13 protein-coding genes are annotated in these 13,680 nt (G+C 39.7%); 7 read left to right on the top strand and 6 right to left on the bottom strand.

The genetic code is table 11. The annotated features are described in order from the left end of the window. The first annotated feature begins 321 nt into the window (after window positions 1-321). Window positions 322-1,032: a tetratricopeptide repeat protein gene (locus M5U24_RS02560; protein WP_164995118.1), complete on the top strand. Its 711-nt coding sequence runs from the start codon at window positions 322-324 to the stop codon at window positions 1,030-1,032. A gap of 32 nt (window positions 1,033-1,064) precedes the next feature. Here the strand turns inward: M5U24_RS02560 and yidD are convergent, their stop codons facing one another. Both yidD and rnpA read right to left on the bottom strand, forming a co-directional pair. Beyond that, window positions 1,065-1,274, bottom strand: coding sequence for a membrane protein insertion efficiency factor YidD (gene yidD, locus M5U24_RS02565; protein ID WP_099323737.1), 210 nt, complete (start codon window positions 1,272-1,274; stop codon window positions 1,065-1,067). Further along, on the bottom strand, window positions 1,255-1,635 hold the full coding sequence (rnpA, locus tag M5U24_RS02570) for a ribonuclease P protein component (protein WP_099323736.1): 381 nt from the start codon (window positions 1,633-1,635) through the stop codon (window positions 1,255-1,257). Before rnpA ends, yidD begins: the two co-directional genes overlap by 20 nt. 251 nt (window positions 1,636-1,886) lie before the next feature. Between rnpA and M5U24_RS02575 the strand changes: the two genes are divergently transcribed. The 6 genes from M5U24_RS02575 (at window position 1,887) to M5U24_RS02600 (ending at window position 8,571) form a co-directional block, all read left to right on the top strand. After that, window positions 1,887-2,861, top strand: coding sequence for a sulfotransferase (locus M5U24_RS02575; protein ID WP_099323735.1), 975 nt, complete (start codon window positions 1,887-1,889; stop codon window positions 2,859-2,861). 197 nt (window positions 2,862-3,058) lie between these two features. Next, on the top strand, window positions 3,059-4,696 hold the full coding sequence (locus tag M5U24_RS02580; RefSeq protein WP_099323734.1) for a HAMP domain-containing sensor histidine kinase: 1,638 nt from the start codon (window positions 3,059-3,061) through the stop codon (window positions 4,694-4,696). A 48-nt stretch (window positions 4,697-4,744) separates the two neighbouring features. Beyond that, window positions 4,745-5,392 (top strand): hypothetical protein, encoded by a 648-nt coding sequence (locus M5U24_RS02585; RefSeq protein WP_099323733.1) that lies wholly within the window; start codon window positions 4,745-4,747, stop codon window positions 5,390-5,392. A 23-nt stretch (window positions 5,393-5,415) separates the two neighbouring features. Beyond that, entirely contained in the window at window positions 5,416-6,789 is a 1,374-nt protein-coding gene (locus M5U24_RS02590; protein ID WP_099323732.1) for a sigma-54 dependent transcriptional regulator, read from the top strand. A gap of 162 nt (window positions 6,790-6,951) precedes the next feature. After that, window positions 6,952-7,866, top strand: a complete 915-nt coding sequence (locus M5U24_RS02595) for a formate/nitrite transporter family protein (RefSeq protein ID WP_099323731.1) — start codon at window positions 6,952-6,954, stop codon at window positions 7,864-7,866. Between the two features lie 135 nt (window positions 7,867-8,001). Continuing rightward, window positions 8,002-8,571 carry a Uma2 family endonuclease gene (locus tag M5U24_RS02600; RefSeq protein WP_099323730.1) on the top strand — a complete coding sequence of 190 codons (570 nt, stop codon included), beginning with the start codon at window positions 8,002-8,004 and terminating at the stop codon, window positions 8,569-8,571. A gap of 42 nt (window positions 8,572-8,613) precedes the next feature. Here M5U24_RS02600 and gpmA read toward each other — a convergent pair whose 3' ends face one another. From gpmA to M5U24_RS02620, 4 genes are all read right to left on the bottom strand, one after another. Next, window positions 8,614-9,309, bottom strand: coding sequence for a 2,3-diphosphoglycerate-dependent phosphoglycerate mutase (gene gpmA / locus M5U24_RS02605; RefSeq protein WP_099323729.1), 696 nt, complete (start codon window positions 9,307-9,309; stop codon window positions 8,614-8,616). An 84-nt stretch (window positions 9,310-9,393) separates the two neighbouring features. Further along, complete coding sequence (locus tag M5U24_RS02610) at window positions 9,394-10,587, bottom strand: cofactor-independent phosphoglycerate mutase (RefSeq protein WP_099323728.1); 1,194 nt, start codon at window positions 10,585-10,587, stop codon at window positions 9,394-9,396. Window positions 10,588-10,596: 9 nt separating this feature from the next. Then, the gene (locus tag M5U24_RS02615; protein ID WP_099323727.1) at window positions 10,597-11,892 is read right to left on the bottom strand and encodes a homoserine dehydrogenase; all 1,296 of its coding nucleotides are present in this window, start codon (window positions 11,890-11,892) and stop codon (window positions 10,597-10,599) included. A 306-nt stretch (window positions 11,893-12,198) separates the two neighbouring features. Continuing rightward, a complete protein-coding gene (locus M5U24_RS02620; protein ID WP_298201454.1) occupies window positions 12,199-13,371 on the bottom strand; it encodes a site-specific integrase in 1,173 nt (390 codons plus the stop codon). Window positions 13,372-13,680 lie beyond the last annotated feature (309 nt).

A 13,680-nucleotide genomic window follows, 5' to 3' on the forward strand; every position in this document is an offset into this window, starting at 1 on the left:
CCCTGAAATTATGTAGCACTTTAGTTTTTTGAAAAATTTCAATAATAGCGATGTTTGCCGCATAGTGTAGGGGCGAAGCATTTGCTATAAGTTGTCATAAATACGTTCATACCCAAACGGGCAAATGCTTCGCCCCTGCTTTTTCAGAAAACTAAAATGTTACGAAATTATTGCCATTTTAAGAATTTATTAGAAAATGTATTTGTATTCGTGATATTATAAAAAAGCGATCAATTTCATTCCTGGGCGGGGGTGGATAAATGGTATTTTCGAGTGAAAATTCCTATGCCAATGAAACGATACAAAAAGAGGTTTAAATCCATGTTTCTTCAAACATATGTAAAACGCAAAATGTTCCTGTTTCTCCTCCTTATTTTGGCAATAAATAGTTGCGGGGTGCAAGACCCCGACAATTACAACCGTCAGGGCGTCCTTTTTGACAGCCAGGGAAAACTGGATGAAGCTATGCAGTATTATAAAAAAGCATTGAGTATAGACCCGTACAACAGAGACGCCCACTGCAACATAGCGACTGTTTATCATAAAAAAGGGCAGCTCAATAAAGCCCTCGAAGAGTATAAGATAGTATTGGAGTTATATCCCTACGACCCACAAATTCTTTACAATGTAGGGGCGATACAAGCAAGAAATAATAATCAGGATAATGCTATTGCTTTTTGGGAAAAGGCGGTTGAATTGAAACCGGATTTCACGGAGGCACAGTATGCGCTGGGGATTGCATATGCACAAAAAAACCGTTTTGACGACGCCATCAAATCATATAAGAAGGTGCTCGAAACACAACCAGACGATCCCGTTTTGTATAACAATTTAGGGGCGGCTTATACGGAAACAGGCAAACTGGATGAGGCTATTGCGGCATTAAAAAAATCCATTCAGCTCAATCCGAAAATCCCAATGTCTCACAAAAACCTCGAATTTGCTTACCGGAAGAAAGGGTTGATTGAAGACGCAGAAAAGGAATTAAAACTCTATGAGGTTTTAAGCAACAATACACCGCAAGAAAAATGAATATGGTCTCCATAAAAACAATTACCGCAAAATTATTTTACCGGATCATATCCTGAGCCGCCAAAGGGATTACAGCGCAATATCCTCCACATCCCCAAACAGACGCCACGCAACAACCCCTTCTTTTTTACGGCGTTAATCATGTACTGAGAACAGGTGGGTTCAAACCGGCAGGCATGATGGAAAAGAGGGGAAATGGCATATTGGTATAACTGAAGCAGTTTAATTATGATGAATTTCATTTGCAAAATTTTTGTTGATTTGATGGATTGCCTGTTGAAATCCGGCGCTAATATCAAACAATTTCAAAGAAGAGGTGAACGTGTTTCGTGGGATGATAACAATGTCTACCGGTACCGTTAACCTGTTTTTATTCAGCCGGAATACTTCCCGTAATAATCTTTTCACGCGATTCCGGCGTACGGCATTCCCGATTTTTTTACTCACGACCAGTCCCATGCGTGAACATTTCTGCGCGCCGGGCGCAACGTACAGAACTAGAAATTTGTTTTTAAATACCGTGCCTTCGTCAAATACTTTATCAAACTCCTTCTTTCGTAACAGACGTTCCGCTTTTGTGAAGGTATAACGGATTGTATCCATTTAGTTCGTTTCCCGAAATTGATAAAAAGTGAAGAGGTTGAAATCGTAATTACCGGTAAAAATGATATTTCAGGCAAAATTACCATTTTGGGGTGAAATAAGAAATCTCCTTGTCATGGTAGTAATTAAATCATCTTGACATAAATAGCACAATATAAATATATTTATGCCTGCACCTTACAATCGCAAAGGTCTGATTTAATATCACATTATAATTTAATCCTAACACACACATCTTTGAGGCATGATACATGAACGTTTTTATGCAGGGAATGCGACGCTCCGGGACGACCATTGCATTTGATATTCTATGGGAAGATGGGAACTTTGACTGCTTCTATGAACCTTTATCAACCGCAACTGACGATACCTTTGGGGGTGGCAGCGGAATGAGGTCTGTGGATTTTTATGAAAAGGTAAGGCAATGTCGTGCATCTTTTATGAAAAAATACCTTCATCTGGAAAAGATAAATATGAAAACCACCCTCCGCAAATCTCTTAAAAACATATTGTCCGGCAAAATGCCCGCCATAGAAATGGAAAATATGCTAAATTACGGTGCTCCACGAAAACCGGAACTTGAATTTGAAACGGATATGCCTGATTACGCAAAAGAGTACATCAAATTCATGATTTCACAGGCAGAACACACGGTAATAAAGTTTACCAGGATGTTTTCTAAGGTTCGGACGCTATGGGAGATTGATCCTAAAGCAAAATTTATTCATATTGTGCGTGACCCCCGCTCGGTCACAGCATCTTTTTTTTTGGGGAAAAAGCAACGTCAGCGCGATAAATTTCCTGACGAGAATATTTTCTTCGGAAGCGGACCGGAAGCGTTGATAGGCGCCAGCCGCACATTGTCAGATGTACTGTTGAAAACGCCTGAATATGCGCATCTCAGAAAATGCAAGGCTTACATGCGGGTTATGCTCTTGTGGAAAATTATGTTTCGCAGAACCCACTATGATGGACAAGCACTGTTTGGAAATAACTATTTTCTCTTTCGGCATGAAGACCTGCTCCTGGCGCCGGAACAGACCTTGAAAACATTATATGAATTTATGGAGAGGCCCTTGCCGGAGCATGTGCTTGAATGGGTGCAGAAAAATATTAATCGTACCCCCTCTTTTTTTGCGCCGGAAAACCCTCACTGGCGTGAAGCGGTAAAAACAATTAATATGGGAGAGGAACTTAAAACGGCAGGATATGAATATCTCTTTTAACCCTTTTAATGGTAAAAGAATTTCATCTGAACCCGTCAGCCAATAGATAAAAATAATAAGACTTTGAGAAATCCTGAAATTGAAAATACTCCCATTTTCAACGGTCATTTACAAACAATAGCATTCCTGTTCACACAACCCGGATTTACTGCAGAAAAGACAAATAAAGACAATTGAGAGTTTAATGGTGATTGCTTATGGTAAAAAATAGTTTATGGAAACGCATGGTTTTGGGTTATGTTGTTATTACGCTGCTTATGTTGTCGATGAGTTTTTATTTGATTTTTCGCTTAAAACACCTCAATCAGGCGTCAACCTCAATTTTGAGCAAAGACATTCCTTCTATAGAGAGTGAAGAGAAGTTGTTAAAAATCCTATTGGAACAAGTCAGTAGTGAAAAAAAGTATACAATCACAAAAGATCCGGCTTTTTTAGATATCTTTGCCGCAAAGAAAGACGAATTTGTCCATCGGCTTGATTTGGTAAATAAATTAATACAAATAAACAATGAAACAAATAACATTTTTAATAAGTTTAACACCTTGTATGTAAAATATTTAAGGGCTAACTGGTTCTACCCGCCCGGCGCCACAGAAGATGCGAGGAATAGTAAAGAATTAATAACAATTACCGCTCAAATTGAAACGCTTTATAATCTTTACCTGAGAATTACTGCAAAAGAATTTATACTTTTGAAATATAACACAAACGATTCTTCTTATTCTTTCATGGGTGAGGAAAAAGACAAAACTATTGACCAATTAAGGAATGCTATTAATAACCTCATTATTTTGCAGCAAGCAGGTTTATTTAAGAAAATGGGACTATTTCAAGAAACTGTTCAAAAATCTACCAAAATATCGCTGGCAATCATGTTATTTGCAATCACATTTGTAGCGGTTTTTTCATTCTTTTTCATTAGGAGTATATACAGGCCTATAAACGCACTTAAAGCAGCTACCGACCATATTGCCCAAGGTGATTTAGAGCATAGGATCAATATTACATCAAATGATGAAATTGGTTCTTTGGGAAGGTCATTTAATGAAATGAGTAAAAAACTTGAACAGCTTGATACCATGAAATCAGATTTTATTTCAAATATCTCACACAATTTGAAAACGCCTTTGACGGCTATTAAAGAAGCAAATGAACTCATGCTGGACAAAATAGCGGGACAAATATCTTTTGAACAGATGAAATTGCTCAATATTATCAAGGGAAATACCCTTAGGCTTATACTGATGATTAATGATCTATTAGATATATCAAGGATAGAGGCAGGATTGATGAGATACAATTTTCAACCTGCACAGATTCGGGATGTTATTTCGGAAAGCATCGAGGATGTTCGTTTTTTGACGGAAAAGAAAGGTATTTTTATTCAATACGAAGACGATTCTCTCGTTCCCCATGTTTTATTAGATCGGGGAAAAATCGCACAGATAATGGATAATTTATTGAGTAATTCGATTAAATTTACACCCACAGGAGGTGTTATTACTATAAAGGCATTTGTAGTTGATGCATCCATGCTTTCCCCTATTTTCGCGCAACAAGGCAAGCTGAACAATATACAATCATTTCTGCAAATAAGCATCTCAGACACAGGAATTGGAATACCCAAAGAACATCAGAATTCTATTTTTGACAAATTTCAACAGGTTGTTAATAAGAGGGAAAGTGGCATTAAAGGCACAGGATTAGGGCTTTTTATAGCAAAACATATTGTTGAAGACCATGGAGGAAATATATGGCTAGAGAGTAATTGTGGCAGCGGAAGTACGTTCCACTTTACACTGCCATTGCGTGTTGATTTTGTTCTTAACGCTTGAAAAGAGTAAAACAAAAAGATAAATGTCCATTATAAATAGGAGTTGACAATGAAGTTCATTAATAAGAAGAAAGCCTGTTTTTTATCATTACTTTTAGCTCCAGTGTTTTTAATGTGTATCGGTTGCGCAAGTACTACTTATAAAAAGGAATTAACCAAAAAAACCGAAGAAATTAACATCATGAAGGTTGACGTGCAACATAAGGCAAAAGCAATAAATGATCTTTTAGACCGCCTTTCATGGAAAGATCAGGAAATTGGAAGGCTTACGGATGAAATCCGCACTGCTTCAGCAACAATAGAATCACTCAAAAAAGAAATTGAAAAACTTAAGGCAAGTGATCTGTTAGACCGCATTTCTCAAAAAGATCAGGTAATCGGAAAGATTTCTGATGAACTCCGTACCACCAAAGAGGTGGTTGAAACACTAAAGAACAATATCGAAAAACTCCAAAAATCTGAACTTCTTGACCGTCTTGCCACTAAAGACCAGGCAATAGGAAAACTTTCTACCGATCTTCACAGCGCCGCCACTGAGATTAAAACACTTAAAAAAGATATTGGGAAGCTCAGTGAAATCGATTTACAAATAGAAGAAAAAAAGAAGGAAGCTGACGGTCGTAGTATTACCGTAAATCCATTAGATTTACTTCCCAAGGCTACGATAAGCGATACCTCTATAAGAAAACCGGAATAATTCATATGTAATAATTTGTTATTATGTCAAAAGAAAAAATACTTATTATAGATGATGATGCGAGCATTTTAGAAGTCCTGCAGATGCGTTTAAAAGCATTAGGCTATTCTGTATCAATAGCAAAGGACGGAGATGAAGCGAAAACGGTATTATTTCAGAACAAGATTAACCTTGTTCTTGTTGACCTCCGGTTGTCTGAAGAAAATGGTATAGAATTAATGAGAGATATAATAAAGAATTATCCCAAGCTCCCCATTATTATAATAACGGCGCATGGAAGTATAGAAAGCGCCGTAGAAGCCATGAGAAGGGGCGCCTATAGTTATATCGCCAAACCCTTCAGGAATGATGATTTGGCAATGCAGATCAAAAATGCCCTTGAGAAACAAAGGCTTACACAAGAAATAGAATACCTAAGGAATCAGCTTGATGAACGGAACAATTTTAATCCGATTATCGGGAAAAATAAACAGATGCTGGAAATCCTTGAACTGGTGTCAAGGGTGTCAAAAACTGATTGCAATGTTATCATTTATGGAGAAAGCGGTACCGGAAAGGAATTGATAGCCAGGGCAATTCACCAAAATAGTAACCGTGCCAATGGGCCGTTTATTGCCACAAACTGCGGTGCTATCCCGGAGGGATTATTGGAAAATGAACTGTTCGGACATATACGAGGGGCTTATACGGACGCACATGAATCAAAAGAGGGACTTTTTGCGCAAGCCGATAAAGGGTCAATCTTTCTTGACGAAATCAGCAATACTTCAATGATATTCCAAATAAAACTTTTGAGAGTTTTGCAAGAAAGGGAAATTAAACCAGTCGGAAGTACAAAGAACAGAAAGATCAACGTCAGGATTATTGCCGCCTCGAACACCGATTTGCAAAAGGCAGTGAGCGAAGGGACTTTTCGTGATGATTTGTTTTACAGAATACATGTTATGCCTGTCTATCTTCCTCCCTTAAGGCAAAGAAAAGATGATATCCCGCTATTGGCAACGTATTTTATAACGGAATTTTGCAAGGCTTTAAAGAAAGACCCGCTTGGATTTTCTCCCGCTGCCTTACAAAGGATGCTTTTGTATGACTGGCCGGGAAATATTCGTGAATTAAGAAACAAAATAGAGCATGCGGCCATCGTGGCAAATAAAAATAATATTGAACCGGAAGATATTTTTCCGGAAAGAAATACCACCACAAATGTTTTTCATTCTTACAAGGACGCGAAAGAAAGATTCGAAAGGGAATACATCGAAAATCTACTGAAGGCAAACAATGGCAACATTACAAATGCATCAAAAATGGCAAGCCGTTACAGGGCTGATATCTATAAGCTGATAAAAAAATACAATATTAATCCTGAAGATTATAAAGCACATGTTAGTAAATTGTAAAAGTAACATGTTATTACGTAATAATCCCCGGCGTGTTCAGTAGAAACCGGCTTTTTAAAATCTCAAAAATACCGATTTATTCTTTTGTACGTAGACGGCGCACAAGAAGTTTTATCACAACAAAACCACGGACCCTGACCCTTAAATTACAGGAAGGAAGCTGTGAAAGACGCTAACGCTCAATCCCCTGTCAAGCTAATAGATATAGATGCCTATACGCCATATAAAATCGCAACAACAATTTATGATGTAACGATACATAAGGCAGCGCTAAACCGTTCCAAATCCTTTTCTCTTGGCGTTTTGGCCGGGATTTATCTTGGTTTTGGCGCACAGTTTTCTACATTGGTAACAAGTGATTCAACCTTGCACTACGGAATTACCTCACTTATCGAAGGGATTGTATATTCTCTTGGATTTATACTGGCAGTTATTGGAGGCGCAGAAGTTTTTACCGGCAACTGTCTCGGTATTATTGGATTTGCAGGCAAAAAGATTACTTTATATGAACTGCTCACAAATTGGGGCGTCATATACATTGGTAATTTAGTGGGCAGTCTCACAATGGTGTGGTGGATGTATGAAACACATCAATGGGAATTTTTTAACCATATGGTTGGTGCGAAAGCCCTGCTTATAGCACATAATAAGGTTAATCTTTCTTTTAACGCAGCTTTTACCCGTGGAGTCCTTTGCAATGCGTTGATATGTCTTGCCATTTGGATATGCTTTAGTGGAAAGAGTACAGCGGACAAGATTTTTTCAATTATATTCCCTATCGGGGGTTTCGTTGCCAGTGGATTTGAACAGTGTGTATCAAACATGTATTTTATCCCGATGGGTATAATGTTGCGGAAAAATCACTTTGTTGTTGACGCTGCTGAAAAAATGGCAGGAAGGACGCTGAACCTGTCCCAGCTTACGTGGAAAGGTTTTTTTATCAATAATCTTTTGCCGGTTACTTTTGGGAATATCGTAGGAGGGGTTATGTTAATCGGTATCATGTTCTGGTTTATTTATCTTCGGCCGCGTACGAAAAAAACACACATGGGCTGTCCCGTTGATTACAATAAATGAACATACACGACCTAACGTGGACAAGCCGGAACCAAATGAGCACGAAATACTAAAGATGCGCTCATTTAGAAATTCGAATCCGTGTTTATCCGGCTGCATCTGTGGTTAATTTTTTGATTATGGAGGTTTGTGATTATGAATACAGCATTATCAATTCATCGTTTTAACGTTAAAGAATATCATCGGTTGATAGAAAGTAACATACTGCATGAAGATGACAGAGTGGAACTTGTTGAGGGGAGGATCATTGATATGACGCCCATTGGGAGTCGGCATGCTGCATGTGTTAGCCGGTTAAATGAACTCTTTAGCGAAAAATTACAGAAAAGGGCAATTGTTAATATTCAAAATCCTTTAAGCCTGACTGAATACTCTGAACCGGAACCAGATATAACAATAATAAAAAGACGTCCCGATTTTTATGCTGAACAACTCCCCCAACCGGAAGATGTTCTCTTAATTATAGAAGTTGCAGACAGCTCTTTAGCGTATGACTGTGAAACTAAAATCCCGTTGTATGCAAAGGCAAATATTAAAGAGGTATGGCTGGTGAATTTAATAGAAAATATTGTGCAGATATATAATGAACCAACCCCTGAAGGTTATAATATAATGATGAAACGGCGTTATAATCAAAAGATATCACCAGAAAATTTTCCTGATATTACCTTAACAGTATCCGGGATATTAGGATTATCTATTTAAAAAAATGAAAAGGTAACACATTCGATTTCACGTCTTTAACATTCAATCTCCGCGAAGATAATATTTTGAGGTCGGTTTTAACCCTTCGTCAAGTTCGTATACAAGGGGTATGCCTGTCGGGATGCTTAACTCAGCGATTTTATCGTCTGGTATATCATCAAGATACTTGACCAAAGCCCTCAAACTATTTCCGTGAGCTACAACGATAACCCTTTTTTTCTCACGTATTGCAGGCGCTATGGCATCATCCCAGTACGGCAAAAATCGAAAAATGGTATCTCTCAGGCTCTCGGTGAAAGGAATTTCTTCTTTACTAAGACTCCGGTATCTGACGTCGTTGCCGGGATAGCGGTTGTCTGTTAACGTAAGAGGGGGCGGAGGCGTATCATAACTTCTTCTCCAGAGAAAGACCTGTTCTTCCCCGTATTTTTTAGCCACCTCTGCTTTGTTTAAACCTTGCAATGCACCATAGTGCCTTTCATTCAATCTCCATGTTTTTTGTACGGGTATCCACGTTAAATCCATTTCATCTAAAATATACCACAAGGTTTTAATTGCTCTTTTAAGGACAGAAGTGAAGGCAATATCAAAAACATATCCCTCTTTTTTTAAAATGCTCCCTGCCTGTTTTGCCTCTGTAATTCCATGAGCCGATAAATCAACGTCCGTCCACCCGGTGAATATATTTTCGTAATTCCATATACTCTCGCCATGTCTTATCAGTACCAGCTTTATCATTGGTCAAAAAATCTTTCCCGTTTTGCAACAGTTTAGGTTGTTGAAATTTCTCAATAAATTCATGGACAAACATATAATTTCGTATCAGAAAGAACCTGAAATGAGGCGTTCGATTAACTCGTGGCCCTTGCTGATATGTAGTTTTGACGCCGCAGCATTTGCTTCCGTAAGCGGCTTCCCATCATCTTTTTGAATGCCGGAGCCGCATACTACAAAGGGCACGGGCTCCGCGGTGTGAGTTCTTTTTTCAATTGGTGTGTAATGATCCGGCAGCACCAGAATACGAAGTTCCTGAAATGAGTTCCCGGCATCTGTAATTGGCCCTATAATCTTACTGTCAATTTGCTCAATAGCAGTTACCTTTTCTTTTATATTGCCTTCGTGTCCTGCTTCATCGGGCGATTCAATGTGCACCAGTACCATATCATGGTTTTCCAGTGCTTCGATGGCATATTTCCCCTTGTTGCTGTAATCAGTGTCGTAGTATCCTGTAGCGCCGGGAACGTTTATAATGTCCCATCCCAGATAGAGAGAAATACCCTTGATCAGGTCCACTGCCGTAATCACAGCGCCTTTTAAGTTGAATCGTTCCTGGAACGAAGGCATTTTGGGGCGATATCCGTGACCCCATAGCCAGATCATATTGGCAGGGTTTTCCTGAAGGTCAATACGCACCTTGTTTATGTCATGATTGTATAGTAGTCCCCGCGAGCGTTCCATGATATCAATGATGATTTCACTTCCTTTCCCCTTTGGAAGATGTTCTTCAATCGATTTTCCCATAATGTCATGAGGGGGAAAACATGTGGTGTTTATCTTCTGCGTACCTTTATATACCATAATGTGGCGGTAGCTTTTCCCTGTATAAAATTGGATAGCATCATTCCCGAATCGTTCATTGAGCAGTTTTATAAGGATATCCGCCTCTTCCGTTTTAATGTGTCCTGCACAAAAATCTACCAGGGTGTCTTCGTTGGCAGTAATGAAATTGCACCGGAATGCGCAGTCTTCTTCTTCCAGTTGAATGCCAATACTTGCCGCTTCCAGAGGGGCCCTGCCTGTGTAATAATCACTTGGGTTGTATCCCACTATCGTAAGATTGGCAACGTCGCTTCCCGGTGGGAATCCTCGCGGAATCGTCTGAACGGTGCCTATCCGGCCGTTTTCAGATAAGAGGTCAAGATATGGCGTACGGGCGGTCTCAAGGGGCGTCCTTCCACCCAGTTTTTCTATTGGATAATCTGCCATGCCGTCAGGAATGATAATGCAGTATTTCAAGAATATCTCCTATTCTTCAACACGCAGGAATCGTGTTTGGTCTTTTACGACGTCTAATTGTTTGATTTCAGAAAGCGCATTCAGCAAATTGCCTTCTTCCGCAATATGGGTCATCAGGATGAGGGGGACATGTCCCTTTTCTTTTGCCTGCCGTTGAATTACCGAGGCAATGCTTATTTCATGATTTCCCAGTATCCCGGAAATTTTTGCCAGTACACCGGGTCTGTCTATTACGGAGAACCGTAAGTAATATCGTGTTTTTATCTCTTTCATATCGGCGATGGAAACACGTTCGCATTGCCCGGAAAAGATTTTCATTGTATTGAAGGTAATATTTGCCCTACCGAGCGCCACGTCAACAATATCAGCGACTACTGCGCTTGCCGTGGGCATTTCTCCGGCGCCTCTTCCGTATATCATTGAATCTCCGACAGCGCTTCCTTTGATACAGATGGCGTTAAATACCCCGTTTACCGAAGAAAGAGGGTGTTCGTGTGGCAGGAGTGTAGGATGTACCCGCAATTCAAGACCGCTCTCTCTTTTTTTTGCTATTGCAAGAAGTTTTAAGGTATATCCCAATTCATGGGCGTACCATATATCAGAGAGTTCGACTTTACTGATACCCTCACAATAAATATTTTCGCAATTAACATCCACTCCAAAGCCAATCCTGGCAAGGATTGCAAGCTTGTGCGCCGAATCAATGCCTTCAACGTCCATCGTTGGGTCTTTTTCAGCATAACCAAGTGTTTGTGCTTCCTTAAGGGTTGCGCCGTATTCGACGTTTTCTTTGGTCATCCGGGTTAATATATAGTTAGTTGTGCCGTTAACTATTCCCAAAATACATTCAATCTTGTTTGCGATAAGGCCGTCTCTAAGTTCTGCGATGATCGGAATGCCCCCTCCAACGCTTGCTTCGAAAGAGATGCTTTTCCCGTGCTGGCGGGCTTTCCTGAATAATTCAGAGCCATGGAGGGCAAGGAGCATCTTGTTCGCAGTAACGACATCCTTTCCGTTTTCAAGCGCCTTGATGACAATTTCCTTTGCAATGGTCGCCCCGCCTACAAGTTCGACGATGATGTGGATATTTGGGTCATGTAATAAGGTATTTGCGTCAGTGGTAAATGTCACAGCAGGAGGCAAAGCTATTTTATTCTTAGCATCAGGATTACAATCGGCTATACCCATTAATACAGGGACAGTGTCTAGCTTTTCCCTGAGGGGAGAATTGGCTTCCAGAAGAATTTTTGCGACTCCCGTCCCAATAGTGCCCATACCGATAATACCTACGTGTATTCTTTTCATAGTTAATCCCGAGAGTTTTTCAAAATGTACGATAGAACGTAAAAAATAAGGACAATTCTTTTGCCGGAAAGAATTAAAAATGCACTATACCGAAACAATTTATTTATTGTCAATGAAATTTGCTTTCTGAAAAATGGTTTTATATTCTGTGGCAATTAATACTTGTAATGTTAGTTCCTACCTGAAAGCTACCCTGAAAGCCTTATTGCTGTAGCCTTACAAGGCAATTCGTTACTAGTGTTCTTAAAGCAAAGTCGTACCTCAGTCGTACTTTATTTATTGTGCTTCGTAGAAACCACGAAGAACTTATTGTGCTATAGCAAATACGGTCTTTGGTGTTGTATTTAGCACATGTTCGGTCAAGGCGTTGATAGCCATCTTCTTTGAGTCCATACCGGTATGAGAGTATTTCTGCAACATTCCTAAGCTTGAATGCCCGGTCATGCCTTGCACTACTATTGCGCCAATACCTAATTCACCTTGCAGGAGACTGGCAAAGGTATGTCGTAGGTTATGGAAGGTAAAGTTTTGAATGTCTAAGCCTTTGAATAAACAGCTAAAGTGACAGCTATGATTAATTCTCGCCCGGTTTGTTACCTTGCCTTCTACGAATAGCTTGTCACCGTGACTTGATTCTTTCCACTTCCGTAACTCCCCGGCAAGGTAATCAGATATTGGGATTGATACCATCTTACCGGTCTTATGGTTAGAAGTGATTAAACCATTTTCAAGGTCTATATCAGCCCATGAAAGCCCTAAAACACCGCCTAAACGTAACCCGGTAAAGAGTCCTACCAATACCATGAGCCGGTCTTTTCCTTGCAGTTTTTCAAACAATAAAGCAATTTCGGCGCCTGACAATATCCGGTCTTTCGTTTGTGCTGTTTTAAGTCTCTTTACGTTCTGGCATGGAGTTTTATCAATTACCCCCTCTTTTATTGCCGTATTGTACAAATGGGTTAATATTGCAATATCCTGATTTATGACCGAATCCTTTACCTTGTCCTTTTCTCTGCGTTCAATTCGGAATTTCTCAATGATAAACGTAGTTATCTTGTCCAGCCGGTAATCCCCAAGATACTGCACCAATACATTAATAGCTCTTTTCTTTGACAGTAAGGTATTCTCCTTGTCGCCCTTAGAAAACTCTAAATACTTTTTGGTGTATTCTTTCAGCGAAGGCGTCTTTCGTGTTTGCGGTAGCCCTATCATACCCCTTCTGATATTGCTCCGGATATCCTCTAAACGCTCCCTTGCTTCCGTCCGTGATATGCCCGGAAAGACCTTTGATACCCATCTGCCGTCCGTTTCCCGGTAATCAATCGCCCATGCTCCACAAGGATTTGATACACCTAAAGGACAATACTTACCCCGCTTGCCTTCACAGTCAATACCCTTCTCAATAACCTTGCCGTGCCTGTCGCCCTCAGCCCGCTTGCCCTTGCATTCTTTATGGTATTTCTTCCACCTTACCGCCATAATCACCCCCTGTAATAAAAAAAGGCAACAAACACCCTTGAATGACGGTTCAAGAATGCCGTTGCCCCTGATTGCCTGTTTTATCAGGCATATATTTTATGGTGTCCGTCAACACCAGTATTTGAGTACGTACTACCGTACTTTCAAGCTATTGTCAATTTCTTTTTGTGTGTTCTTATCTGCTTTATTTAGCATTTCTTTTTATTGGTGTATTTGATAAAATGTTGAGTATGAAAAAGTATGAGAATTTAGCAAAAACGATTTACGATATCGGCAAGCTTTCCTTTGCTACATTAATTCTGGGTCAAT

It is taken from the genome of Candidatus Kuenenia sp., from assembly GCF_027493735.1.
Classification (GTDB): domain Bacteria; phylum Planctomycetota; class Brocadiia; order Brocadiales; family Brocadiaceae; genus Kuenenia; species Kuenenia stuttgartiensis_A.

What these genes read in the sequence shown, in the direction of transcription:
- M5U24_RS02560 (WP_164995118.1), top strand. Translation starts at nt 322, where the DNA reads ATGTTTCTTCAAACATATGTAAAACGCAAAATGTTCCTGTTTCTCCTC.
- M5U24_RS02600 (WP_099323730.1), top strand. Translation starts at nt 8,002, where the DNA reads ATGAATACAGCATTATCAATTCATCGTTTTAACGTTAAAGAATATCAT.
- yidD (WP_099323737.1), bottom strand. Translation starts at nt 1,274, where the DNA reads ATGAAATTCATCATAATTAAACTGCTTCAGTTATACCAATATGCCATT.
- rnpA (WP_099323736.1), bottom strand. Translation starts at nt 1,635, where the DNA reads ATGGATACAATCCGTTATACCTTCACAAAAGCGGAACGTCTGTTACGA.
- M5U24_RS02580 (WP_099323734.1), top strand. Translation starts at nt 3,059, where the DNA reads ATGGTAAAAAATAGTTTATGGAAACGCATGGTTTTGGGTTATGTTGTT.
- gpmA (WP_099323729.1), bottom strand. Translation starts at nt 9,309, where the DNA reads ATGATAAAGCTGGTACTGATAAGACATGGCGAGAGTATATGGAATTAC.
- M5U24_RS02590 (WP_099323732.1), top strand. Translation starts at nt 5,416, where the DNA reads ATGTCAAAAGAAAAAATACTTATTATAGATGATGATGCGAGCATTTTA.
- M5U24_RS02585 (WP_099323733.1), top strand. Translation starts at nt 4,745, where the DNA reads ATGAAGTTCATTAATAAGAAGAAAGCCTGTTTTTTATCATTACTTTTA.
- M5U24_RS02615 (WP_099323727.1), bottom strand. Translation starts at nt 11,892, where the DNA reads ATGAAAAGAATACACGTAGGTATTATCGGTATGGGCACTATTGGGACG.
- M5U24_RS02620 (WP_298201454.1), bottom strand. Translation starts at nt 13,371, where the DNA reads ATGGCGGTAAGGTGGAAGAAATACCATAAAGAATGCAAGGGCAAGCGG.
- M5U24_RS02575 (WP_099323735.1), top strand. Translation starts at nt 1,887, where the DNA reads ATGAACGTTTTTATGCAGGGAATGCGACGCTCCGGGACGACCATTGCA.